The sequence below is a fragment of the Rhodococcus sp. ARC_M12 genome, assembly GCF_022810385.1.
Lineage (GTDB): Bacteria > Actinomycetota > Actinomycetes > Mycobacteriales > Mycobacteriaceae > Rhodococcoides > Rhodococcoides navarretei.
In genome coordinates, this window is the sequence record NZ_JALGQI010000025.1 from 18,368 (window position 1) to 42,387 (window position 24,020).

A 24,020-nucleotide genomic window follows, 5' to 3' on the forward strand; every position below is an offset into this window, starting at 1 on the left:
AAGAACTGACTCCTCGAACGCTCACACGTCGAACGACACCGAGTTTCCGCCCGCCCGCTTCGCGGCGTACATCGCAACGTCCGCTCGGCTCCAGGCTCCGCGGAAGTCACGAGCAACGGAGGTGCCCTCGAGGTGAGCACCGCCGACGCTGACGGTGACGCCTACCTCCGAGTCTGCTGCCAGCCGTGTCTGTAGATCGGTGAACTGTTCGATCGCCGCGACTGTGTCGACGTAGGTGAGGATCGCAAATTCTTCGCCGCCGGTACGCGCGGTGATGGCGGGCGGCGGGAATGCCGCGTCGATCGCCTCGGCCGTCACTCGAAGTACGACGTCACCGTGTGCGTGCCCGAACCGGTCGTTCACGAGCTTGAACCCATCCAGATCGACAACGAGCACAGCCGCTGTGCTGCCGTGCTCGTCCGGGTCGTTGCCTCGCTGAGTGATCGCCGCGTCCAATCCTCGTCTGTTCCTCAGCCCGGTCAGCGGATCGTAGAAGGCAGTGGCCGCATCGCTGCGCAACAACAACAGAAGTGACTGGGTCAGTATCGGCGCAGAGAACAGGATCAGGGTCAGAAGAATCAGATAGGCGTACGCCAGCACCACATCGGCCGAAGGCTCCATGACAGCCCTGAACAACAGTGCTCCGGTCACCGCGACGGACCAGGTCTGATGAGCCACGAACATCTTCGGATTGTGAAAAACCGCGATGTAGCTGCCGATGATCCCGAGGGCCGCTGCTCCGGGCAGCGCGACGAACGGATCGGCCAGCAGGAACAGCAGGGCCGCGATCGTGACCTCGATGTAGACGACGAACAACCTGGACATCGTCTCGGTAGGAATCGGTCCGCGGACCCACGCCAGTCCGACCAGTGTGTTCGCCGCTGCGATCGCATAGCCGGCTTTCTCGGCAGAACCGGAGTCGAAGCCAGCAGGTGTATGAGCAGCGGCGACGCAGAGTACCGCGAAGAACCAGCACCAGATGCCCACCGCGACGTGGACGTGGCTCAGCAGCGGGCTCATCCGATGGTAGGCGGCCGACCAGGCGAAATCGGCGGGAAACGACCACCATCGTCGAAGCAGATGCATGTGGATGTGGCCTTCGGGTACGAGGGTGACGTCACCACGACTCGACACTCGAGCACCGAGCCGACCCCGAGTCCCGTGGCGACGGGATCAGTCTGCCAGGGGACGCGATGCTCGCGGAAACCGGAACGATGTAATGCCTTCGCCGAGTCAGGCGGGAGTGAGACGGAAGATCGGGAATCGTCGCCCTTCGGCTGTCTCGACGTACTTCGCGAACCCCTCGGACGCGTCCAAGAATTTTTGCCAGTTCGCGTCCCACTCCTCGTCGGGGATTTCCGACACGGTCACCGAGATGGTTCGAACGTCCCCGTCGCCGGGAACCTCGATGTCGATGCCAGGGTGTGCACGGAGGTTGTGCACCCAGGCGGGATGTTTCGGCGAGCCGGCCGCTGATCCGACGATCAACCAGCTGCCGTCCTCCGAGATCGCCATCAATGGGTTCAACCGAATCTCGCCGCTCTTGGCACCGATGGAGTGCAGGACGACGAGCGCATCACCGAAGCCCGCCGTGGCCACGTGGCCGCCGTTCTTCCGAAATTCGTCGATGATCGCCTGGTTGAAGTCGGTCATGCGTCGAGTATGCCGCGCATCACGCCGGTTCGGAGTCGAACCCTCTGGACGATTTCCCTCCACGAAAGCCAAAGGTTAGCCTGTGCTCATGCGCGCCTCGGGCGCGCTGCGCCGTCGGGTGAACCCCGGCGGCTCGTTGCTGTGTGAACCCGAAGGACATTCCACGTGCTCAACGTTCGTCGCCGCGCAGGCACCCTCTCCGTCGCGGCCGCACTGGTCGGATCGCTCGTCGCGTGCGGAGCGTCCGAGGAGGTACCCGACGTGGCCGCGGCGGCCACCGATGGCGGAACCTCGTATCCGCTGACGATCGAGAACTGCGGCGAGTCGGTCACCTTCACCTCTGCCCCGCAGCGAGTGGTCTCGCTCGATCAGAACTCCACCGAAATTCTTCTCTCTCTCGGCGTGCAGGACCGAATGGTGGGCACCGCGTCGTGGACCGATCCGGTCCGCGAGAACCTCGCCGACGCGAACGCCTCGGTTCCCCGGCTGGCAGACAACGCCCCGACCTACGAGGTCGTCGTAGACACCGAGCCCGACCTCGTCACCGCGTCGTTCGGACGACACTTCGAACAGGGTGGCGTCGCCCAGCGTTCGCGCTTCACCGAAACCGGTGCCGCCACGTATCTTTCACCGACCGACTGCGACGCCGGCCGCAGCGTCAACGGGGGCAACACCCGAACGACGCCGCTCACCATGGAGTCGCTGTACCAGGAGATCACCGAACTCGCGGCGATCTTCGACGTCAACGAGCGCGGTGCCGAGTTCATCGACGAACTGAAGACCCGCATGGACGACGCCACCGCGACCACAGCGAATTCGGATGTCTCCGTGGCATTCTGGTTTGCGGACACCAAGAGCCCGTACATCGCAGGCGGACTCGGCTCGGCCGATCTGCTCGCCAGAACGGCCGGTATGACGAACGTCTTCGCCGATACCGACGACGATTGGCCCGCCGTCGGTTGGGAGACCATGGTGGATCGGGATCCGACCGTTCTCGTACTGGGCGACCTGGCGCGCAACCGTTTTCCCGGTGACCTGCTCGCCGACAAGATCGCATTTCTCGAGTCCGACCCCGTCACCAGCACGATGGCCGCCGTTCGTGACAAGCGCTACATCTCGCTGCACGGTGCGGAGATGAACCCGTCGATCCGGGCCGTCGACGGCGTCGAAAAGGTGTCCGCCGGACTGCGCGACCTGGGACTGTCGTCCTGACCACGACCGTCGCCCCGCGACCCACCGTCCAACGCTCGCAGACCTCCCTTCACCTGTGGCGTTGGGTGTTGGCTCTGCTGGGCGGTGTCGTGCTGTGTGTGGTGTCGATCTTGGTCGCCATCACCCTCGGGCCGGCGAACATCTCACTGGTCAACGTCCGCGATGTGGTGCTCAATCATCTCGGCATCACCGACGTCCCGGTGAAGGTGTCCAAGAATGCGATCGTCTGGGAGGAACGGCTTCCCCGCGCGCTGGTCGCCGCAGCCAGCGGCGTCGGGCTCGGTATCTGCGGCGTCATCATGCAATCGCTTCTGCGCAATCCGCTGGCCGATCCGTTCGTGCTCGGGGTGTCCTCGGGTGCGTCGACCGGTGCCGTCGTGGTCGGTGTTCTCGGTGTCGGCGGTGCCGCACTCGGACTGTCCGGCGGTGCCTTCATCGGCGCGCTCGTCGCGTTTGCTCTGGTGCTCTTCCTCGCCCGCATGTCCGGCAGCGGAAACGACCGCGTCATCCTCGCCGGTGTCGCGACCACCCAATTGTTCTCTGCGCTCACCTCGTTCGTGATCTTCGCGTTCGCGGACTCCGACGAGACCCGCGGCGTGATGTTCTGGCTCCTCGGATCGTTCGAGGGTGTGCGCTGGAACGACGTCGTGCTGTGCGTGACGGTGGCGGGCATCGGTGCGGTGGTGTGTTGCTACTACGCGTATGTGCTCGACGCGTTCGCGTTCGGCAACTCGGTGGCGTCCTCGCTGGGCTTCGACGTCAAGAAGGTACGCCTGGCACTTCTGATCGGAACCGCCCTGATCACCGCGACATTGGTCAGTGTGGCCGGTGCCATCGGATTCGTCGGCCTCATTCTTCCGCACGCAGCGCGACTGTTGGTGGGACCGAACCACAGCCGCCTCGTGCCCACCACTGCCATCATCGGCGCGATCTTCATGGTGTGGGTCGACGCCGTCTCCCGCGTCGCGTTCGCCCCTACCCCACTGCCGGTGGGTGTCGGCACCGCACTGGTCGGCGTTCCCGCCTTCATCGCAATCATGGCTCGCAAGAGGGGAATTCGATGACTCTGCACGCGTCGAACGTCTCGTGGAAACGCGGCGGGGCTCTGGTGGTCGACGGAGTGACGCTGCACCCCACGCCCGGCAGCACGGTGGGATTGTTGGGGCCCAACGGTTCCGGCAAGTCCTCGTTGCTGCATCTACTGGCCGGAGCGGCATCGCCCACCGCCGGTGTCGTCGAACTGGACGGCGCAGAACTCGGTTCGCTCAAACGCAAACACATCGCCCGCGCCGTCGCGGTCGTCGGACAGCACGCGCACACCGACGTCGACGTGACGGTCGGCGATGTCGTGCGTCTGGGACGTATCCCGCATCGCGGGGCGTTCGGTGGAAGCGACTTGGACGACGACGCAGTGGACGATGCGCTCGCGCAGACCGGACTCACCGACAAAGCAGATCGATTGTGGCGCACGCTGTCCGGTGGTGAGCAGCAGCGAGCGCACATCGCACGCGCACTCGCCCAGCAACCCCGCGAGATGTTGCTGGACGAGCCGACCAACCACCTCGACATCCATCACCAGCTCGAATTGTTGGCCCTCGTCGCTCGTCTCCCGATCACCAGCATCGTCGCGCTGCACGACCTGAATCTGGCCGCGATGTTCTGCGACGAGGTGTTGGTGCTCCAGGACGGCAAGGTCGTCGCAGGCGGTGCCCCCGCGGAGGTGCTGACCGAAGAACTCATCGCCGAGGTGTACCGAGTGCGGGCGCGAGTGTCCGTGGACGGCGACGACGGACGGGTGCACATCCGTTTCGATGCGGCGGCCGGGTACGAGACCTTCGACGGGAAGAAGAACGCCAGCGTGGCGGCAGCATCTCGCCACTGATCGGCATCGGACTGCAGAGCCCCAGGGGATTGGGTGCCACGATTCGTGGTACCCCTGAACCATGAGCGAATCCACCAGACTGGGCGTGTCGACCACGAGCCTGCCCGCATTCGGGTTCGAATCGACCCTGGCCGACCAGGTTCCCGGCGTCACCGTGCCGTGGCAGGGCACCCACGCACCGGATCCTCGCGTGCTGATCCTCAACGACGGCCTGGCCCGGTCACTCGCGCTCGATCCGGAATCCTTGGCCACCGCCGAGGGGGCAGGCGTGCTGTCCGGGTCCATCCCTCCGGCCGACACCGTAACCGTGGCGATGGCCTATGCCGGTCATCAGTTCGGCGGTTACCAACCCTTGCTGGGCGACGGCCGAGCGCTGCTGCTCGGAGAGCTCCGCGATGATCGGGGCCGCCTGGTCGATCTGCATCTCAAAGGGTCCGGCGCAACACCGTTTTCGCGCGGTGGTGACGGGCGTGCGGTGGTGGCTGCCATGCTGCGCGAGTACCTGATCAGCGAGGCGATGCATGCTCTGCACATCCCCACCACCCGATCACTCGCTGTCGTGACGACCGGGGAGCAGGTGGTGCGAGAAGGAGGTCCGCAACCCGGCGCGGTGCTCGCCAGGGTCGCGTCCAGCCATCTCCGGGTGGGAACCTTCGAGTTCGCTGCTCGGCGGGAAGGACTCGCGCAGCCCCTCGCGGACTACGCGATCGCCCGGCACTACCCCACGTTGACCGAGCTCGAACCCGAGGATCGCTACCTCGCCTTCTTCGAGGCCGTCGTGGAGGCTCAGGCGTCCCTGGTGGCCAGGTGGATGTCGGTCGGATTCGTTCACGGCGTCATGAACACCGACAACACGACGATTTCCGGCGAGACCATCGACTACGGACCGTGTGCCTTTCTGGACGCCTACGACCCGGCAACGGTGTTCAGCTCCATCGACCACGGCGGACGTTACGCCTACGGCAACCAACCCGCCGTTCTCGGCTGGAACTTGGCGCGATTCGGCGAAACACTACTGCCACTGGTCAATTCGGAGCCGAACGACGCCATCTCCGCCCTGACCGCGGTCCTGGACACGTACGGGGATCGCTACCGACAGCACTACTCCGCCGCGATGGCGGCCAAACTCGGCCTGGGAGACGACGGCGTGGACGCGGAGCTCGTCGACGACCTGCACCGGTTGCTCACGGACCACCGCGCCGACTGGACCCTCACCTTCCGCGCTCTCGCCGAGAACCTACGAGGGAACTCGGCACCGTTCGATTCACTCGTCCCACCCGATGCATCCGGCAGTTGGCTCGCGCGTTGGCGTGCTGCGGTCGCTGTTCGCGGAGAGGGATTCTCCTCGGTCGCCGACGCCATGGACCGCGTCAACCCGGCTTACATTCCTCGGAACCATCTGGTCGACGCCGCTCTCCAGGCTGCGACGAACGGCGATCTCGGACCCTTCGAGCGCTTGCTCGAGGTCGTCACGTCGCCGTTCGGGCGACGCGAGGACCGGTCGGAGTACGCCCTGCCTGCGCCCGGAAACTTCAGCGCCGGCTTTCAGACGTTCTGTGGTACCTGACGATGTGAAGGGCAGCGCGATCAGGCAGGCGCAGCGAAGAATTCGAGGGCGATGTCGTCGGGATCACGGAACGAGATTCCAGACCCGTAGTGCGCGTGCTTGATTCCGCTGTGAACGATGCCGAGTCGGTCGAGCGTCGACACCCATGACGCCAGATCGTCCTGTGTGCAACCGAACGCGATGTGGTCCACACCCGGTCTCTTCTCGTCGAAGGCACCTGAGACCTGAGCCTCGCCGTGGGTGTGCAATCCGAAGAGCATGCCGCCGTCGAGCGCAAACACGGTGTGGTGATAGTTGCCGGATTCTTCGTCCTCGTCGAGAACGGGCGGCGCGTCGAACAGTCGTGCGTACCACTCGGTGCTGGCGGCAAGATCGGATACGGTCACGGCCACGTGGGAGAGACCGGGGAATTGCGGCATGCGCTGGTCCTTTCGTCGTCACCGTCCACGTTAGGCACCAACGTCTGCGTGCTACCGACGATCAGGGGAATACTGCCCATTCGGCGGGGTTCGGCCCAACCATCCCTGGTACCTCATCCCTGCGGCGGCTCCATGAATTCGATGGTCTCACCGTCCGGGCCCACTGCGTACATGACTCGGGTGCCCACCTTGGCACCGCCGGCAATCGGTTGTGGAGTTCCCTGCGCCGTCCATCCGAACTCGGCGATACGCGTCAGGACCGCATCGATGTTGTCGACCTCGAAAGCGAGATGTGCGAAACCCGGATCGTAGGGTCGAGACGACCCTCGCTCTCCCTGCACGTTGCGGTATTCCAGCAGCTCGACCGTCTGATCCGCAACGGAGACCACCGCCATCCGGACTGCGGCCCCGTGTGCTCCGGTGACCTCTCCGAGAAACTCTCCACTCATCTCACCCGTGCGTTCGAGGGACGCTCCGAGACCGTCGATCCAGAACCTGAGGGCGTCATCGAGGGAACCGACGGAGAATCCGACGTGGTCGGAGCGACGGAGTCGAAAGGACCGGCCCTGGAAGTCTTCACCCGGTGCGTTCACGAGGTGCGCTTCTGTTCGGCTCGTACGAGGCCGCCGCCGACGATCAATCGTTGGATCTCACTGGTGCCCTCGTACAGTCGGAGCAGCCGTACATCACGGTAGATACGTTCGACCGGCACCTCCCGCATGTATCCCGCACCGCCGTGGATCTGGACGGCCAGATCGGCGACCTTGCCGACCATCTCGGTGCAGAACAGCTTCACGGCAGACGGAGCGATGCGCCGATCGGTGTTCTGCACCCATGCCCGAGCCGCTTCACGAACCATCGCCCGGCCCGCCATCACACCGACCTGCTGATCGGCGATCATGGCCTGCACCAGCTGGAAGTTTCCGATCGGCTCGCCGCCTTGAGTCGAGGCCGCGGCATACGACACCGATTCGTCCAATGCGCGCTGCGCCTGGCCGACGGCAAGCGCGGCGATGTGTACTCGCCCGCGTGCCAGTGACGTCATCGCCGCCTTGTACCCGATATCGCCGGTACCGCCCACCAACGCGTCGGCCTCGACACGCACGTCGGTGAAGTTCACATCGGCTGTGCCGGAGCCCTGCTGCCCCATCTTCGCGTCCTTGGCACCGACCTCGATTCCCGCCGTGTCAGCGGGAACCAGGAACACCGCGATACCGTTGCCGCTCTGCGGTTTCGGATCGAGTCTCGCGAAGACGACGAACATGTTTGCGATCGGCGCGTTGGTGATGTATCGCTTGCTGCCGTTGATGACCCACCCGGTGCCCTCGACCTTCGCAGTGGTCTTCAAGCCCGCCGGATTGGATCCGGCCCCGTCCTCGGTCAGCGCGAAGGAGGCAACGATGTCGCCGGCTGCCATGCCCGGCAACCATGTCGCCTTCTGTTCCTCCGTGCCGAATCCGACGAGCACCTGCCCGGCGATCCCGTTGTTGGTGCCGAACATCGATCGCAACGCCAGCGAGGTGTAGCCGAGCTCCATCGCGAACTCGACGTCCTGGATCAGGTTCAGGCCCAGACCGCCCCACTCCTGCGGAAGCGCATAGCCGAACAGCCCCATCTCCGCAGCCTGCGTCCGCAGATCCTCGGGGATCGAATCGGTGTTCATGATCTCGAGTTCACGCGGAACCACCCGTGACCGAACGAAATGCGAGATCTGCTTCAGCACGTCCGCGAAGACGTCGTCGGGTACATCGGGGTTCAGCGTGTCCATGGGACAACTATCAGCTAAGGCGATGCACTTCGTCTACTGACCGACTGGCCTTTCCTGCCAACGAGCGGATCGACGGCGGTCGACGAGTCCGACGAGCTGATCGACTTTCATCGCTGACTCGCCCGTCGACCAGACGATGCGCCGAAATCATCGAGGGCCCGCTCCAGGTCGAGGACGTCCGCATATTTGGCCTGCAGATCCAGCAAGTTCGACTCGTGCATTCCGGGTTCGCGGTCGCCGCACGCATCGGCGACCACGAGTGGCCGGAAGCCGTGCTGCAGTGCGTCGGTGGCACTCGCACGGATGCAGCCGCTCGTGGTCAGCCCACAGATGTACAGCGTGTCGATACCGCTCGCTGTGAGTGTGGCAGCAAGTGAGGTGCCGAAGAATGCACTCGCGTACTGCTTGGTCACCACGGTTTCGCCCGCGAGCGGACGGGGTTCCGCCGGAAAATCGCCGAGCTCCGAGCCTTCCTCGAAGATCTTCAACGCCGGGATCTTGGACATGAACAGGCCGCCGTCACGTCCACCGGGCTGATAGCTGACCCGGGTGAACACGACCGGAACACCGGCGGACCTGGCGGTCGAAACCAGTTGTGCCGCAGCTGCTACCGCCGCATCCACCGGAGCACGCAGGGGCGAGCCGTCCACCAGGTAGGCCGCGACGATGTCGACCACCAGAACCGCGGGGCTACGGCCCGGGCCCAGCTCACCCGCAAATCCCGATTCCCGGTACGACCCGAGGGTGTCACTCACGCTCGCACGGCCTTTCTGACGTTCACCGGCGGACGGGGCGCGGGAAGGCCGGTTTCGGCCTCGCACCGCTCGAGAATCACGTCGATCGACGGTCCCTTGTCGAACACCTCGATCTCCCCGCGCGCGGCCGACATCTCGCTGCGAACAGTCGCGGAGGCGGACGAATCGACGACACCGCCGTCATCGCAGACGATCCCGTACCCGATCCGAGCACCCTCGGTACTGACCAGACCCCGCCGAACTTCGAGACCGACCAGTTCGGGATCTCGGGTCAGCGGGTCACCCCAACCGCCGCCGCCCCACGTGACGAAGTGCAGTACATCGCCTCGTCCCACCGGCACCTCGTGGATCTTGCTGGCCAGTACCTCGACCTCACCCGATGCCCGAACGATCCACTTCTTCCCTCTCGCACCGGGTTTGCCGCCGTTGACTCCCCACGGATATGTGAGCCACCGGTCGTCGTGGATGGCAATGGTGCCCGGTTCCTCGAAGTAGTAGGCCACGTCGACGCCGTTGCCGCCGCGGTGCAGTCCGGCACCACCTGTATCGGTGACGGTCTCCCACCGCTCGATGCGCAGCGGGTAGTAGGACTCGAGGTACTCGCAGGGGATGTTGACGAACGACGGCCACAGCGAGTGCCCGTCGGGTCCGTCTCCCATCGGACGACCGGGGATGCCGCCGAATCCGATGGAGTACAGCTGGAACCATTCCCCGTCTCGCGCACCCCCGTCGTAGTGACCGGAGTACATGAAGTGCGGCGAGGACGAGAAGCCGGCGGCGTTGAGAATTTCGGGATTGTTCTTGCCCAGCAGCCCACCGAAAAGGTCGAAGACGCGGCCGATTCCGTGATTGCGGCCGTTGAGTGCGGCCGGATAGCGCGGCTTCCAGAACGAGTCCTCGGGAATGGTCACGTCGATCAACGGATAGAAGCCGTCGTTCCAGAGAATTTGCGGATCGGCCACGGTGATGACGTAGATACCGAAGAACATGCGCACGAGGTTCTCGTTGATGAAGTAGTTGATCGGACCGACGGCCTGGGGCGCGGCCTTGCTGAAGTCGAGGTGGATCTTCTCGCCGTGTCGAGTCAGCTCGATCGTCAGTTCGTAAGGGCCGTAGCCACACCCGTCATCGCAGATGAAGTCGCTGAACTCGATGGTCTCGCCGTCGACGAACAGCATCGCGAGCAGCACCTTCATGGCCTGATAGTTCCGGTCGAGCAACGCGTCGAGCGCCGACAGGTACACGTCCACACCGAACCGGTCGCAGAGCTCCACGATGCGCCGCGATGCGGTGGTGCACGCCGCGACGAGTCCGTTGAGGTCTGCCCGGTTCCAGTCCGGTTTGCGCACCTGGTTGAGAATGATGTCCAGGGCGGTCTCGTTCAATTCGCCTGCGCTGTAGAGCTTGAAGGGCGGAATGATGACGCCCTCCTCGAAGATGGTGTGCGCATCGGTCGGCATCGACGACGGCGTCTTACCCCCGACGTCGGCCATGTGCCCGAACATCGACGACCAGCCGACGACGCGTCCACTGTGGAAGATCGGGAGGACGATGAGCCAGTCGTTGGCGTGGCTGATCGCGGCACCACAGGCGTACGGATCGGAGGTGAGCAGGATGTCGCCCTCGCCGACGGTGCCAGAGAAGTTGTCGAGGAAATCGGGGACGGACAGACCGAACTGCCCGACCACCATCTTGCCGCTCGGATCCGCGATGAGCGGGAATTCGTCGTGCTGTTCACGAATACCCGGTGACAACGCCGTTCTGAACAGCACCTCATCCATCTCCGCCCGTGCGTTTCGCAGGGCGTTCTCGATGATGTCGAGCGTGATCGGGTCGACCGGAACGGTGGTGAACGGAGTCTTCGAGGTCTCGATGATGGTGGCCATCAGTTCTCCTGGAGTCGCGTGGTGCGGTGGGTATCGTCGGTGTCGACAGGCGCGATGAGAAGGCAAGCACTCCGGTGGACCGTCGCTGCGTGACCGGACAGCACCAGCGTGGTGGAGTCCATCTCGGTGATCACCGCGGGGCCCGTGACGACGTTGCCGGCCAACAGTTTCGAGCGGTCGTAGATGCCGGCCTTCGTGTGCTGCCCGTCCATCCACACGTCGTTCGTGGTGATCAGCGCCGCGGACGGATCGTCGGTGCCCTCCGCCAACGGCTGGAACGCCACCTCGGGACGTGGACCACTGACCGTGACCCGAAGATTGATGACCTCTCGTTCGTTCTTCAGCAGGAACGAGAACAGTCGCTGGTGTTCGGCATCGAAAGCAGAGCCGAGGGTGGACAACAGCTCACCCGAATCGAGGGCGGCCGCGTCGATATCGACGGGAATCTCGAAGCCCTGGCCCTGATAGCGCAGGTCCACTTGATATTTGGCGGTCTGCTGGTCTGCCTGCACCCCCTCGGCAGAGAGCCTTTCCGACGCCGACTCGGCCAATTCGGCAAGGGCTGTTCGCAACTCGCCGTCGTCGATGTCGGAGAAGGCGCGCACCATGGTGCGCGCGGCCTCGTCCCGAAGACACGTCGTGGCGTCGCCGTACGCGCAGAGAACCCCGGGCGACGGTGGCACGATCACCGGCCACGAACCGGTGAGTCGACCCAGAGCGTTGGCGTGCAGGGGCCCGGCACCGCCGAACGAGACGAGCGCGAAATCGCGAGGGTCGTAGCCCTGTTGCACGCTGACCAACCGCAGGGCGCCGAACATGTTCTCGTTGACGATGTCGACGATCCCTGATGCGGCTTCCTCGGGACTTCCCAGGCCGATGGCGTCGGCGATCGTCGCCACGGCGGTACGGCTCGCCTCGGCGTCGAGATCGACCTCCCCACCCGCCAACGAGGCAGGGAGATAACCGAGTACGACGTTCGCGTCGGTCACCGTCGGGTCGGTTCCGCCCTTCCCGTACGCGGCCGGTCCGGGGTCGGCACCGGCCGATTGCGGCCCGACCCGCAGTGCGCGCGTCAACTCGGGCACGTGCGCGATGGAGCCGCCACCGGCTCCGACCGTGCGCACGTCCACGCTCGTGGCGCGGACGGCAAGGTCGCCGACCTTGGTCTCACGGCCGATACGTGGTTGACCACCGAGTACGAGGGCGACGTCGGTCGACGTCCCGCCCATGTCGAAGGTGAGGAAGTCGGAGAATCCGGCTTGTTCGGCAAACCAGACGGCACCGGTGACACCACCGGCCGGGCCGGACAACAGCAACGACACCGGTGCCTCAGATGCCTTTGCCGACTGCACCAGTCCCCCGTCACTCCGGAGGATGGACAGTGGAGCCTTGATCCCCCTGTCCTGCAACGAATTGTCCAGGTTACGGACGTATCGCGATACCTCCGGTTGCACGTAGCTGTTGGCGACCGTGGTCAGAGTTCGCTCGTATTCGCGCATCTCGGGCAGGACCTGGCTGGAGATGGAGATCGGAATGCCCGGAAGCTCGTCGGCAGCCCACTCGGCGATCTGCTTCTCGTGGGTGTCGTTCGCATACGAGTTGATGAGTGAGATCGTGAGAGCTTCGATGCCGGCACCTGCCAGTCGACGCAATTGAGTCCGCGCCTGGTTCTCGTCGAGCGCCGTCACCTCGCTGCCGTCCGCCGCCAGGCGACCCACGACCTCGACGGTGTTCTCCAGCGCTGCAAGCGGTTCGGGCTTGGGCCAGATGATCCACCCCGCCAGACCGCCCGGAACGTACGATCTGGCGATCTGCAGGACTTGCCGGAATCCGTCCGTTGTCACGAGTCCGACGCGCGCACCGCGGCCCTGAAGGATGGCGTTGGTCGCGACCGTGGTGCCGTGCAGGACCTGATCGATCTCCGACGGTTCGATCCCGGCCTCCGAACATACTTTGTCGATGCCGTTCAGTACCCCGACGGACTGATCGGCGGGTGTCGACGGAGTCTTGGCTCTGAAGGTGGTACCGGTCGTTTCTTCGAGAAGCAGGACATCGGTGAATGTTCCGCCGACGTCGACGCCGAGTCGATAGCGCATGATGATCTCCCGTGGTGTGCGGTGCGATGAGTGAGGGCGATGCGGCCGAGCTCAGATGATGCCGCGGTCGACGAGCGCAGCCCGTTCGGCCTCGGTGAGACCGAGAAGCGACCCGTAGATGTCCGAGTTGTGTTCGCCGAGTTCGGGTCCTGCATGCCGGACGGCACCGGGACTGTCGCTGAGCTTGGGCACGACCCCCGCCATCGGGATCTCGCCGAAATCGGGGTGGGCCAGCCGCACGATGGCCTCACGGGCCGCGAAATGCGGATCGTCGAACATGTCGCGAGCGGTGTAGATGCGGCCGGCGGGGACGCCGGCATCGTGAAGAATGTCGAGGACCTCGTCGGTTCCGAGCTCTGCGGTCCACGCTCCGATGATGGCGTCGAGTTCTTCCATGTTGACCCCACGTGACGCGTGGTCGACATAACGAGGATCGGATACGAGATCGGCCCGGCCCATAGCGGTGACCAGGCGGGCATATACCGAATCCTGGTTCGCGGCAACCAGAATCATCTCCCCGCCCTTCGTGGGATAGACGTTGCTCGGCGCAATGTTCGGCAGCACCGACCCGGTGCGCTCGCGCTGGTAACCACCGATCTCGTATTCGGGGAGCAGTGATTCCATCATCGCGAGCACGGCCTCGTAGATCGCCGAATCCACCAGTTGCCCACGCCCCGTTCGCTCCCGATGGTGAACGGCAGTGAGGACGCCGATCGTCGCGAACACCGCAGCCAGGGAGTCACCGAGCGAGATGCCGGCCCGAGACGGTGGCAGATCGGGATTGCCGGTCACGTAACGGATTCCGCCCATTGCCTCACCGATCGAACCGAACCCGGCTCGGGGAGAGTAGGGCCCGTCCTGGCCGTATCCGGTGACCCTGGCCATGATCAGGCGTGGGTCGAGCGTGCGCAGATCCTCGTACCCGAGCCCCCATCGCTCGAGGGTGCCGGGGCGGAAATTCTCGACGACGATATCGGACTTGCCGATGATGTTGCGCGCCAGCGCTTGTCCTTCTTCGGTGCGAAGATTGCACGTCACCGACTTCTTGTTTCGCGCCACCACCGGCCACCACAGCGACTTGCCGTGGGGTTTTTCCCGGCCCCATTGCCGCATCGGGTCTCCCTTGCCCGGCGGCTCCAGCTTGATCACCTCGGCTCCGAAATCGGCGAGAAGCTGTCCGCAGAACGGCCCGGCCAACAATTGACCCATCTCGACTACTCGCAGGTCTGACAACGGCCCCGGGGTGGCTTCGCTCATTCGGACTCCTTGACTTCGTCGGGTGTGAGGGATTGGAGCAGAACGTGTTTCGCGGCACGGACGTGAGCACGCATCACCGAATCGGCCCAGATTTCGTCACCGCTGGTCAGTGCTGCCACCAGATCGCGATGGTGCGCGTGACTACGAGCGACGTCGGCCGGTGCATAGCGGTGGAAGGTACGCATCACGAGGGGGAACTGGATGACTGCGCCGAGCATCGTCAGCAAGCGAGTACTGGCGGCGGCAGTACGCACGATGGCGTGGAACTCGTCGTTCAGCTGCGCCATCAGGTCGAGTTGCTGCCCGTTGGCCGCGGCCGACTCCATCAGGTCGCACAATTCGCTCAACCTGTCGATGTCCTTGTCGCCGATGCGGCGCGCCGCCCGAGCCGCGGCCATCGCTTCCAGCGTCATGCGCAGGTCGTAGATCTCCTCGAGATCGTCTGCCGTCCAGGTGTAGACACGTGCGCCCCGGTGGGGAACGACCTCCACGAGCCCTTCCATCTCGAGTTGCCTCAGAGCCTCCCGGACGGGTGTCCGACTGGTCTCGGTCAGTTCGGCGATATCGACCTCACCCAGCCGTGCGCCGGGCGCATAGGTTCCCGCGATGATGCCGTCGCGGATGTGGGAATACACGCGATCCACGGCCCTGACCATGCAGGCCTCCATTCGATGATGGGTGATTGTTCACAACTTAGGGCTGTGGCGCTGAGTTGTCAGCGCTTCCAGAAAATTGAAACCGGCAAAATCGAGGTATTGCATGCAATACCGTTCAGGTGGAAGATCGGTCCATGACTTCCGTGCACCTTGTCGAAGTGGGCCCGCGTGATGGATTGCAGAACGAGAAGACTGCGCTGTCGGTGGATCAGAAGATCGAGTTGATCGCCCGCAGCGTTGCAGCGGGAGCCAAGCGAATCGAAGCGGTCAGCTTCGTCAACCCGAAACGGGTGCCACAGATGGCAGGTGCCGAGGACGTGATGGCCGGGATCGAGCGACGCGACGACGTGTCCTACATCGGCCTCGTGCTCAATCGCCGCGGTCTCGACAGAGCGATAGAAGCACGCGTCGACGAGGTCAACGTCGTGGTCGTCGCATCCGAGGAGTTCAGCCGGCGAAATCAGAATTGCTCTGTCGCAGAGGCAGTGTCGACTGCACGCGATGTCATTCGAGATGCAGGGTCCGCAGGCCTGGCCACCACCGTCACCATCGCGGCAGCGTTCGGTTGCCCGTTCAGTGGCGAAGTGGATCCTCGGTTCGTGGGCGAGATCCTTGCGCAGTTGGCCGACGACCGACCGTCGGAGATCGCTCTGGCGGACACTATCGGCGTCGGTGTGCCGGCACAGGTGCGCGTGTTGGCCGACACCGCACGTACACGAGCACCGGGAATCCCGCAGCGCTGGCATTTCCACAACACTCGAAACACGGGGTACGCCAACGCATTGACGGCACTGGATACGGGCGCGCAGGCGTTGGACGCCAGCATCGGCGGCTTCGGGGGATGCCCGTTCGCCCCCGCAGCGACGGGCAACATAGCGTCCGAGGACCTGATCTACGCACTCGATCGATCCGGGGTCGACACCGGTGTGCGTCAACAGGTTCTGGTCGAGGCCGCCTCGTGGCTCGGGAATGCACTGGGCAAAGAGGTGCCCGCACTACTCGGACGGGCCGGGGCTTTTCCGAGCGGGTGAGCGCACGCCGGCACCGTTCACCGGATCCGCGGCGGGCCACAACTCGGCGGCGTCGATCCTTCGAGGGACAGATCAGCGACGGGTCGCGACGAACACGTCGACCGGATGCGGCACCCGAGGTCTGCCGTCGGTGCCCGGCACCGAGACCGCATCCAGGTAGGCCCGCACCGGCCCGCGCAAATCCGGGGTCAGCCTGGCCTGCACCGCAAAGTCCAACACCTCGTCACTCGCGGAGGCGAGGTCGATCTGCGCGTCGAGTGCAATCACGTCGTCGAGGAAAATCCCGGCGTCGACGAAGGCCTTCTCGACATCGGCGCTGAACCACTGCCGGTGGCCCTCCAGCGGCGGGGCGAGGGCGACCACCAACGCGTTGAGTGCGGCCGTCGGCGCTATGGCCACCCACAGCTGGCCGCCTGGTCGCAACAGGCCGAGCGCGACACGCAGCGTCGTGCCCAGGTCCGGGACGTAATACATCGAGTGCACGAACATCACGACATCGAAGGTTTCGTCCAGCGAGGAGTCGTCGAACGGGGCGACATACGCGTCGGAGCTGAGCTCGTCCGCTCCCAGCGCGGACATGGTGGCGGCGAAGCGCTCCGCACTTCCCACCCAGGGGTCGACGCCGACGTACCGAACCGGTCGGCCGGGTACCCCCTGCACCAGCCCCGCCGCCAGCCGCGCGTCCAGCGAACCGTCACCGCAGCCCACCGACAGCACCGAGATCGGGCCATCCCCCATTCCGGTCAGCCGGCCCGCGAGGTGTTCGGCGATCAGGCGGCGCTGGTCGGAGAGACACTCGAAAGCGGCGTGCCCTCGGGCGTAGGCATCGGGCTCGAGGCCGGCGAGGGCCGCAGCGCCACGCCGCACCGCGCGTACGCCGTCGAGGAGCACTGCCGCAGTGTCGGTCGACGAAGTCGGAGCTATGTTGGACACCACACCGAGTGAACCACGACGCGCCCACGAGTGCGTTGCGGTTGGCTTCCCGAGAGGAGTGCCGTGAGCAACGGAGACACAGCCGAACGCAGTCTCGAGCATTGGAGCGAGGCCGGCCGCACGGGTATGGAGGCGTTCTACGCCCTGGCCACCGAGGACTACCACCAGCTGGCCCTGGCCGCCGACTGGCCCGCACTGCTCGCCGGACGGGCGCACGAGAACTGGTCATTGCTCGACGTGGCCTGCGGCAGCGGCAAGTTTCCCACCGCGCTGCGTCGCTACACGGACCTGTCCGCCGTACCGGAGCTGGCCTACGACCTGCTCGACCCGTCCGAGTTCTCGGTGGCAGAGGCACGCGGGGCGCTCGGGGCACCGTTCGTGGCCCGCCACGACTTGGTGATGACTCTGCAGGACCTACCCGACGATCACACCGGCTACGACGTCGTCTGGGCCACGCACGCGCTGTACGCCTTGCCGCCTGCCGAGCTGGACGCCGCAGCCGAAAGGTTCGTGTCCGCACTGGCTCCCGGCGGTCTCGGACTGATCGCGCAGGCCACGGCGGCCTCGCATTACATCGCGTTCTACGACGCTTTTCGCGCCGGCGTACGCGAGGCCACGCCGTACACGACGGCCGAACAGGTGCGTGACGCGCTGATCCGAGCCGGTGCAGACGTGCGCGACCAACGCGTCACGTACACGACCGGCACTTCCGATCGCGTTGTCGCAGAGGGCTTTCTGCAACGCTGCGCCTTCGACGACTCGGTGTCGCTGGAAGAGATGGAAGCGGCACCGGTGCTGGGCGACTACCTTGCCTCCTGCCGGGACGCATCCGGTTCCTACACCTTCTCTCATGAGGCGGCGCTGCTGTGGCTCTGACGAACGAACGGCTCCCCGAACAGAATCGCGACGGCGGTATCGATCAGGATTGGGCAGGTGACGATCAGGACTGGTGGGATTGGTACGTCACGCTGGCCGCCAATGACACGATGCCGACCGAGCTGGTCGACGGTCCCGGCCTACCCGACGTCGAGGCGGCGACGGACGCGCAGGTCGAGCGTGAGCTTGCCGAGCCGTACGACCTCGACCCTGCTGCCGTCGACGCATTCGCTCGTCACGCCTTCGTGCGGCTGCCCGCCGTGTTCTCCCCGGCCGTTGTGCGTCGGCTCGCCGAGCGCCTCGAGGAGCTGCTGCGAGCCGAGCACGGCGAGAACGTGGCCGGCAGATTCACCGCGCTGGAACAGATGTGGCTCCATGACGACTTAATGCGCGCCGTGGCGCTGTCACCGCGAATTGGCGGCGTGGCCGCGGCGTTGCTCGACGAACCGGCCGTTCGGCTCTATCACGACAACGCGCTGTCCAAGGAGCCCGGTTGCGGACGCACTCCCTGGCACCACGACGCCGAACATTTCCCGCTACAGACCACCCAGGCGGTCACTGCGTGGATGCCGATGTCGGCGATCCCCGGACGAATGGGTCCGCTGTCGTTCGCTCGCGGCCGCAAGGTGCTGGACGAGGTTGCGGATTTGGAGTTCGACAAGGTCGGCACGTCGTACGACGAGGCCGTCACGAAGCGCTTCGTCGAGCGCGACGTCGCAGTCGAGTCGACGCCGTTCGCCGTGGGCGACGTGTCCTTCCACTCCGCGCTGTGCTTCCACACGGCGGGGCCGAACCTGACGACGCAGCCGCGTCGAGCCCTGGCCAACACCTACTTCGCCGACGGGGCTCGAGTCGTGGAGTCGCCGACGCTGATCAGCGGCACGTGGCGCGAATTCCTCCCCGGCGTCGAGCCTGGGGGCCTTGCGGCTTCCGAGCTGAACCCGGTGGTCGGCCGCCGCTGATTCGCAGCTCGACCGTTTCAGTGGACACACGTACACTGGATTCGGTGGGGAAGAAATCTCAGCGCACGCAGGAACTGGGTGAACTCGGCGAGCTCACCCTTCGCGAGCTGGCGTCGGCCGCAGGTGGTGTTCGCGCCGTCCACTCGGCAATTGCACGTCGGACGTTCGCTGCCGTACGTCTCGGCGTCGGTCCCGCCGCACGACCGACACAGCTGATGCACGACGCCATTTCCGCAGGCACCTACGCGAGCATCGAGGCCGCCTGCACCGGCGCAGCCAAGGCAGTCGGTGCCATCACGGGCGGCGACGACGCGTCCGAGGACGACCCCCGCCCGTCGCCGTCGCACACCACCCTCGGCGCACAGACCATCGCGATCTTGCACGGCCTCATCGGCGACGACATGGAGCGAACCTCCCGGGTCCTCGCCTACCCGATGTCGATCCGCGTCGACGGACGCCCGGTAATTCCGAAGTACCGCGCTCTGGCCACTGCTTTTCCCGACGCGGGAGCACACCTCGTGGTGTTCCTGCACGGGCTCGTGGAGACCGAATCGGCATGGCGGCTCGGCGGGCGGCCCACCTACGGGGAGCGGCTGGATTCCGAAGCCGACACCACCTCGATCTTCCTGCGCTACAACACCGGACGTCGTATCGCCACGAACGGCGCCGACCTGTCGGAACTGCTGGAACAACTCGTGCCGGCGTGGCCCGTCCGGGTTCACCGCATCACCCTGGTCGGGCACTCCATGGGAGGACTGGTCTCACGCAGCGCCGCTCATCACGCCGCCGAGAGCGGCCATCGATGGGTGGACCTGTTGACGGACGTATTCACCCTGGGGACACCACATCTGGGTGCGCCACTCGCGCACGGCGTTCACGTCGCCACAGCAGCGCTGGCACTCACACCCGAGACCCGGCCGTTCGCACACCTATTGGCGCGTCGAAGCGCCGGAGTCCGCGATCTGATCCACGGATCGATCACCGAAGACGAGGGACACGCCAGCTACGCCGACGGATTCGACGTCGGAGTTGCCGCGGATATCTCGGTTCCGGAGGGGGTGCGGCATCATCACGCCTCCGCGATCGTCACCGGAAACCCGCGACACCCGGTCGGGATCTTCGTGGGCGACGGGTTGGTACGAACTGATAGCGCCGGCGGACGGAACACACTGCGCAACATAGGACTTCGCCCGGACGACGGTCTGGCAATCAACAGCGCGCACCACTTCACCCTGCTCAACGACGAGAGAGTCTATGGGTGGATGCGGCGTGCACTGGTCGGTGAATCCGATCCACGACTCCAGTTGTGAGCTACTGTTCGGCCAGACCTGTTGCCGCTGAGAGATATTCACGGGAGTCCCGAAACGTCTGCGCCACGCCGCGTCCCGCGATGGCCCGGTACCGACTGATCTGATCGTCGTCGAGAAGATCGAGCACCGTGCTGGAATCCGCATGCATCCAACCACCGTCTCGCACCAATTCGTGGGCCCGCTTGCCCTGCAACGCTGCAATCCCTTCGACCCTGATTCCGTTCGGATCGGTCGACACCGCGATGTAGTAGGCCTTCTTGCCCGAGTAACCGGCCTTGACCTTCGAGCGCAGCCGCAGGACGGCAGCGGCCGCGTCATCGACGGCAGACGAATGCTCGTCCGAGCCCGATTCGGCAGCTGAGAGTCGCGCGATCTCAGCATCCAGTCCGGCAAGCAAAGTGGCAAGGTACTCGAGATCGCTCATCAACTCATGATGCCCTACAACAGTGAGCTTCCGAACCAGCACTCGACGACAGGCATACTCGAGGAGCGTGCGCGCATTCCGACCCTGACGCAACGAAGGTAATGACGACATGACACAACTCGGCCTCGGCCTTGCCGCACTCGGGCGACCCGAGTACCTGACGATCGGGCACTCGGATGCTGTGGACGGGCGATTCGATCCGGCAGCCTTGGAGCAGCTGTGCCACGCAGTGCTGGACACCGCGTGGGACAGCGGAGTTCGACACTTCGACGTTGCGCGCTCCTACGGGTTGGCCGAGCGGTTCCTCGGCAGCTGGCTGTCTCGACACCCGAATCGGCGCGAGAACCTCACGGTCGGCTCAAAATGGGGATACGCCTACGTCGCCGATTTTCGGCGCAAAGCCGAAGTTCACGAGGTCAAAGAACACTCGGTGGCACGTTTGGCCGAACAGTGGCCGCAGACCCTGCACGACCTCGGCGACGCGCCAGATCACTACCTGATCCACAGCGTCACCCCGGACAGCCCTGCCCTCACCGACACGGCACTGCTCGACGAACTACGGGTCATAGCCGAGGGTGGCACCCGAATAGGTATCAGCACCAGCGGGCCGCACCAAGCCGACGTGGTGGACGCAGCGCTCGAGCTCGGACTGTTCAGCTCCGTGCAGTCGACCTGGAACCCTCTCGAACCGTCCGTCGGCCCGTCCCTGGCGCGAGCCCACGAGGCCGGTTGGTTCGTCGTCGTCAAAGAAGCAATGGCCAATGGCCGACTCGTGGCGGAGGATTCGGAGCTTGCGCGGGTCGCGGACGCAGCCGGGGTGGGCCGTGATGCCCTCGCACTGGCAATTGCACTCGCGCAACCATGGGCCGATGTCGTGCTCTCCGGCGCTGCCACCGCGGGGCAACTGAAGCAGAATGTAGCCGCGCTTTCGATCGACCGCGAGCTGATCGCAGCCAGCGATCCGGACATGGCAGAAAACCCAGAGAGCTACTGGGACAACCGCTCTCGCCTGGCATGGACGTGATCGCGTCGATACTCGCTGATACTACGGTGCCCCCGATCCGGTCCACCGCCTCGAATCAGCTCCTCCGTTTCGGATACCTGACTCCGATCGGCGTCGTATTTACGAATGTGAGGAGCTGATCCGCAGCGATGGTGAGGGCAGGGGCACGGTGGACGGTCTCCGCCGTATGGGGGTCGTGTTCGAGCTTGCCGAGCCGGTGTCTGGCGGCACAGGAGCGTTTGGGACGATTCGGGCATGACGACGAACGGGCAGACGCCCTCCGCCGATGGGTACAACGAGCAGAGTAGACACGGGCTGGATCAGCGACCCGGACTCGATGACGTTGCCAGGGGACGGCCGCCGGCGACGGAATTGGCAGCCAACGTCGTACGCGGCGGTCTGATCGGCCTAGCGGAAACGGTTCCCGGGGTCTCCGGCGGCACGGTTGCCCTGGTCACCGGCATCTACACCAGGGCCATCGCGTCGGCGAAGCATCTGACGGACATCCCCAAGGCCGTGGTGACGCGGTCCGACGTGCGCGCCGAAGTCCGTCAGGTCGATTGGTGGCTGCTCGTCACGGTCGGCGTCGGCATGCTGCTGATGGTGTTCTCGGTGGCGGGGATCATGGCGAATTTCGTCACGGATCAGCCCGTCTACTCCAAGGCACTGTTCATGGGCATGATCGCGATGTCGGTGGCGATCCCGTTCATGGAGATCACTCGTGGCGCTTTCCCCACCACCCGGTCCCGACTGTCTGCCGTGGCTCTGTTCGTCGTTCTTGCGGTCGGGGTCGTCGTTCTCACATCGTTACCCGGGGCCGAGGCGTCGAATCCGTCGCTGATTCTGGTGTTCTTCGCCGCGATGATCGCAATCTGTGCGCTCGTGCTGCCAGGCGTATCGGGGTCGTTCTTTCTGCTGGTCATCGGCCTGTATGCGCCGACGCTGACGGCCGTCGACGAGCGGAACCTGACGTACCTGGCCGTGTTCGCCCTGGGCGCTCTGGCGGGGTTGGTCAGCTTCGTTCGAGTGCTCGAGTGGTTGCTGGCGAACTACCACGATCTGGCGATGGTCGCCGCTGCCGGCCTGCTGTTGGGGTCGTTGCGTGCACTGTGGCCGTGGCAGGGCGAGAACAGAGAACTGCTGGCCGTCGGCAACGAATGGCCCGCTGCCTTGGGGTTGTTCGCCGTCGGAGTGGCGGTCGTGGCGGTGGTCGCCATTGCTCAGCGACGACTGGCAACCACGCGTACGCCCTGACCGAACCGGCAGGCGTAGCCGGCCATCCACGCCCCTCGTCGGAATCCGCACCGCCTGCAGGCACCGTGAATTCCCACGAGGGGCGTATGCGCCCGCGAACCCTCCACACCGGCCCGCACAGACACAAGAACTCCGATCCCAGGGACGGAATCGGAGCGGTGGAGCCTCCTAACGGGATTGAACCGTTGACCGCTCGCTTACAAGTATGTTGCGAGACAACCAGATACGTCCGCATGGAACCACCATGGAGCTGCTGACCTGCATCGACCGTCCAAGCGGGACCATCCGAATCCACTCTCGTAGGTACCAACATGTGACACGCTCGTGACACCGAGACCCAACTCCACCCAAATACGGTAGTTGTAAACCGACGTTGTACAACACATCCGACACCTCGGCCCACTGGCTCGAACGAACATCAGTATTCTTTGGACCGACAAACACCCGGTCGTTCGCGCAGTCCCGTTGTGGTTGTTTCGGTCTTGCCTGGCGTGAGGGCGAACGGTTGACTCGCGGCCCCGACGGGAAAGCGGTGAGCTAAAGAATGGAGCTTGCTCGGCTTCGACGCCGCCGCGAGCTCCGGTGAAACTCCGGTAAAACGGTCGGTACTGGTCGGTCGTCGTCGGTCACCACCGGATGGCAGCGTCCCCCACGCTCGGCGTTTGTGCAGGTCAGCGGCTCGTTCACCCAGTGGGCGCATCAAGCGATAGACGCAGAGCCGACGTGATCAGGTCGTCGGTTCGGTTCTGGTGGTCGCGCGATGCGCTGGCCTCACGGCTCTGCCCGACACCGACGTCGCTCTCCTCTGCGACGGACCCCTCGCCGGCTGAGCGCTCGCGGCCGGCATCCTGTCCGTGTGCCGAAAGGCCTCGCTCCGCTCGGCAACGCAGCGTGGCGTTGTGTCGCGACCTGGACGTGCGAGGTGTCAACGGTGCGTCGGCGCAACGATCGTTGTGTGCGCAGCGAGATGCTCCATGCCGCACGCGCGGCGCGCACGAACGCAACGCCCCGGAACGCCAACGACCCGTCATCGCTGCGACGCGCAACGCGTCTCCCGTCACGGCAACGGATCGCAA

At 65.0% G+C, this 24,020-nt stretch carries 22 protein-coding genes; 10 read left to right on the forward strand and 12 right to left on the reverse strand.

Annotated features, from left to right (window positions below):
• Positions 1–21: 21 nt before the first annotated feature.
• Both MTX35_RS24375 and MTX35_RS24380 read right to left on the reverse strand, forming a co-directional pair.
• Positions 22–1,134, reverse strand: coding sequence for a diguanylate cyclase (locus MTX35_RS24375; protein WP_243597390.1), 1,113 nt, complete (start codon positions 1,132–1,134; stop codon positions 22–24).
• Between the two features lie 99 nt (positions 1,135–1,233).
• On the reverse strand, positions 1,234–1,653 hold the full coding sequence (locus MTX35_RS24380) for a nitroreductase/quinone reductase family protein (RefSeq protein WP_243597391.1): 420 nt from the start codon (positions 1,651–1,653) through the stop codon (positions 1,234–1,236).
• A gap of 165 nt (positions 1,654–1,818) precedes the next feature.
• Here MTX35_RS24380 and MTX35_RS24385 point away from each other — a divergent pair, with 165 nt between their 5' ends.
• The 4 genes from MTX35_RS24385 to MTX35_RS24400 all read left to right on the forward strand — a co-directional run bounded on the left by MTX35_RS24385 (position 1,819) and on the right by MTX35_RS24400 (position 6,314).
• Positions 1,819–2,865 carry an ABC transporter substrate-binding protein gene (locus tag MTX35_RS24385; RefSeq protein ID WP_243597392.1) on the forward strand — a complete coding sequence of 349 codons (1,047 nt, stop codon included), beginning with the start codon at positions 1,819–1,821 and terminating at the stop codon, positions 2,863–2,865.
• Positions 2,866–2,963: 98 nt separating this feature from the next.
• On the forward strand, positions 2,964–3,929 hold the full coding sequence (locus MTX35_RS24390) for a FecCD family ABC transporter permease (protein ID WP_374230352.1): 966 nt from the start codon (positions 2,964–2,966) through the stop codon (positions 3,927–3,929).
• The gene (locus MTX35_RS24395) at positions 3,926–4,747 is read left to right on the forward strand and encodes an ABC transporter ATP-binding protein (RefSeq protein WP_243597394.1); all 822 of its coding nucleotides are present in this window, start codon (positions 3,926–3,928) and stop codon (positions 4,745–4,747) included. Before MTX35_RS24390 ends, MTX35_RS24395 begins: the two co-directional genes overlap by 4 nt.
• A 61-nt stretch (positions 4,748–4,808) precedes the next feature.
• Positions 4,809–6,314, forward strand: a complete 1,506-nt coding sequence (locus MTX35_RS24400) for a YdiU family protein (RefSeq protein WP_243597395.1) — start codon at positions 4,809–4,811, stop codon at positions 6,312–6,314.
• A gap of 20 nt (positions 6,315–6,334) precedes the next feature.
• Here MTX35_RS24400 and MTX35_RS24405 read toward each other — a convergent pair whose 3' ends face one another.
• The 8 genes from MTX35_RS24405 to MTX35_RS24440 form a co-directional block, all read right to left on the reverse strand.
• Entirely contained in the window at positions 6,335–6,733 is a 399-nt protein-coding gene (locus MTX35_RS24405) for a VOC family protein (RefSeq protein WP_243597396.1), read from the reverse strand.
• Between the two features lie 113 nt (positions 6,734–6,846).
• Complete coding sequence (locus MTX35_RS24410) at positions 6,847–7,326, reverse strand: VOC family protein (protein WP_243597397.1); 480 nt, start codon at positions 7,324–7,326, stop codon at positions 6,847–6,849.
• The gene (locus tag MTX35_RS24415) at positions 7,323–8,501 is read right to left on the reverse strand and encodes an acyl-CoA dehydrogenase family protein (protein ID WP_243597398.1); all 1,179 of its coding nucleotides are present in this window, start codon (positions 8,499–8,501) and stop codon (positions 7,323–7,325) included. Before MTX35_RS24415 ends, MTX35_RS24410 begins: the two co-directional genes overlap by 4 nt.
• A gap of 107 nt (positions 8,502–8,608) precedes the next feature.
• On the reverse strand, positions 8,609–9,256 hold the full coding sequence (locus tag MTX35_RS24420; protein ID WP_243597399.1) for an isochorismatase family protein: 648 nt from the start codon (positions 9,254–9,256) through the stop codon (positions 8,609–8,611).
• Positions 9,253–11,142, reverse strand: coding sequence for a hydantoinase B/oxoprolinase family protein (locus MTX35_RS24425; protein WP_243597400.1), 1,890 nt, complete (start codon positions 11,140–11,142; stop codon positions 9,253–9,255). Before MTX35_RS24425 ends, MTX35_RS24420 begins: the two co-directional genes overlap by 4 nt.
• Entirely contained in the window at positions 11,142–13,238 is a 2,097-nt protein-coding gene (locus tag MTX35_RS24430; RefSeq protein WP_243597401.1) for a hydantoinase/oxoprolinase family protein, read from the reverse strand. The genes MTX35_RS24425 and MTX35_RS24430 overlap by 1 nt, the downstream gene beginning before the upstream one ends.
• A gap of 51 nt (positions 13,239–13,289) precedes the next feature.
• A complete protein-coding gene (locus tag MTX35_RS24435; protein WP_243597402.1) occupies positions 13,290–14,495 on the reverse strand; it encodes a CaiB/BaiF CoA-transferase family protein in 1,206 nt (401 codons plus the stop codon).
• Positions 14,492–15,151 (reverse strand): GntR family transcriptional regulator, encoded by a 660-nt coding sequence (locus MTX35_RS24440; RefSeq protein ID WP_243597403.1) that lies wholly within the window; start codon positions 15,149–15,151, stop codon positions 14,492–14,494. Before MTX35_RS24440 ends, MTX35_RS24435 begins: the two co-directional genes overlap by 4 nt.
• Before the next feature lie 134 nt (positions 15,152–15,285).
• On the opposite strand from MTX35_RS24440, the gene MTX35_RS24445 reads away from it, so the two are divergent.
• Positions 15,286–16,182: a hydroxymethylglutaryl-CoA lyase gene (locus tag MTX35_RS24445; protein ID WP_243597404.1), complete on the forward strand. Its 897-nt coding sequence runs from the start codon at positions 15,286–15,288 to the stop codon at positions 16,180–16,182.
• A 72-nt stretch (positions 16,183–16,254) separates the two neighbouring features.
• Here MTX35_RS24445 and MTX35_RS24450 read toward each other — a convergent pair whose 3' ends face one another.
• The gene (locus MTX35_RS24450) at positions 16,255–17,115 is read right to left on the reverse strand and encodes a methyltransferase (RefSeq protein ID WP_243597405.1); all 861 of its coding nucleotides are present in this window, start codon (positions 17,113–17,115) and stop codon (positions 16,255–16,257) included.
• Positions 17,116–17,178: 63 nt separating this feature from the next.
• Here MTX35_RS24450 and MTX35_RS24455 point away from each other — a divergent pair, with 63 nt between their 5' ends.
• The 3 genes from MTX35_RS24455 to MTX35_RS24465 are packed head-to-tail and all read left to right on the forward strand — an operon-like array spanning position 17,179 to position 20,263.
• Positions 17,179–17,991 carry a class I SAM-dependent methyltransferase gene (locus MTX35_RS24455; protein WP_243597406.1) on the forward strand — a complete coding sequence of 271 codons (813 nt, stop codon included), beginning with the start codon at positions 17,179–17,181 and terminating at the stop codon, positions 17,989–17,991.
• Positions 17,982–18,953, forward strand: a complete 972-nt coding sequence (locus MTX35_RS24460; RefSeq protein ID WP_243597407.1) for a phytanoyl-CoA dioxygenase family protein — start codon at positions 17,982–17,984, stop codon at positions 18,951–18,953. Before MTX35_RS24455 ends, MTX35_RS24460 begins: the two co-directional genes overlap by 10 nt.
• 44 nt (positions 18,954–18,997) lie before the next feature.
• Positions 18,998–20,263 (forward strand): triacylglycerol lipase, encoded by a 1,266-nt coding sequence (locus MTX35_RS24465; RefSeq protein WP_243597408.1) that lies wholly within the window; start codon positions 18,998–19,000, stop codon positions 20,261–20,263.
• Between the two features lies 1 nt (position 20,264).
• Here the strand turns inward: MTX35_RS24465 and MTX35_RS24470 are convergent, their stop codons facing one another.
• Positions 20,265–20,687, reverse strand: a complete 423-nt coding sequence (locus tag MTX35_RS24470) for a phosphate acetyltransferase (RefSeq protein WP_243597409.1) — start codon at positions 20,685–20,687, stop codon at positions 20,265–20,267.
• 109 nt (positions 20,688–20,796) lie between these two features.
• On the opposite strand from MTX35_RS24470, the gene MTX35_RS24475 reads away from it, so the two are divergent.
• A complete protein-coding gene (locus tag MTX35_RS24475) occupies positions 20,797–21,711 on the forward strand; it encodes an aldo/keto reductase (RefSeq protein ID WP_243597410.1) in 915 nt (304 codons plus the stop codon).
• A gap of 234 nt (positions 21,712–21,945) precedes the next feature.
• Positions 21,946–22,944, forward strand: a complete 999-nt coding sequence (locus tag MTX35_RS24480) for a DUF368 domain-containing protein (RefSeq protein ID WP_243597411.1) — start codon at positions 21,946–21,948, stop codon at positions 22,942–22,944.
• Positions 22,945–24,020 lie beyond the last annotated feature (1,076 nt).

Excerpts from the sequence above, each read along its gene's own strand:
- MTX35_RS24380 (WP_243597391.1), bottom strand. The coding sequence starts at position 1,653 with ATGACCGACTTCAACCAGGCGATCATCGACGAATTTCGGAAGAACGGC.
- MTX35_RS24395 (WP_243597394.1), top strand. The coding sequence starts at position 3,926 with ATGACTCTGCACGCGTCGAACGTCTCGTGGAAACGCGGCGGGGCTCTG.
- MTX35_RS24400 (WP_243597395.1), top strand. The coding sequence starts at position 4,809 with ATGAGCGAATCCACCAGACTGGGCGTGTCGACCACGAGCCTGCCCGCA.
- MTX35_RS24405 (WP_243597396.1), bottom strand. The coding sequence starts at position 6,733 with ATGCCGCAATTCCCCGGTCTCTCCCACGTGGCCGTGACCGTATCCGAT.
- MTX35_RS24415 (WP_243597398.1), bottom strand. The coding sequence starts at position 8,501 with ATGGACACGCTGAACCCCGATGTACCCGACGACGTCTTCGCGGACGTG.
- MTX35_RS24425 (WP_243597400.1), bottom strand. The coding sequence starts at position 11,142 with ATGGCCACCATCATCGAGACCTCGAAGACTCCGTTCACCACCGTTCCG.
- MTX35_RS24430 (WP_243597401.1), bottom strand. The coding sequence starts at position 13,238 with ATGCGCTATCGACTCGGCGTCGACGTCGGCGGAACATTCACCGATGTC.
- MTX35_RS24435 (WP_243597402.1), bottom strand. The coding sequence starts at position 14,495 with ATGAGCGAAGCCACCCCGGGGCCGTTGTCAGACCTGCGAGTAGTCGAG.
- MTX35_RS24440 (WP_243597403.1), bottom strand. The coding sequence starts at position 15,151 with ATGGTCAGGGCCGTGGATCGCGTGTATTCCCACATCCGCGACGGCATC.
- MTX35_RS24445 (WP_243597404.1), top strand. The coding sequence starts at position 15,286 with ATGACTTCCGTGCACCTTGTCGAAGTGGGCCCGCGTGATGGATTGCAG.
- MTX35_RS24470 (WP_243597409.1), bottom strand. The coding sequence starts at position 20,687 with ATGAGCGATCTCGAGTACCTTGCCACTTTGCTTGCCGGACTGGATGCT.
- MTX35_RS24475 (WP_243597410.1), top strand. The coding sequence starts at position 20,797 with ATGACACAACTCGGCCTCGGCCTTGCCGCACTCGGGCGACCCGAGTAC.
- MTX35_RS24480 (WP_243597411.1), top strand. The coding sequence starts at position 21,946 with ATGACGACGAACGGGCAGACGCCCTCCGCCGATGGGTACAACGAGCAG.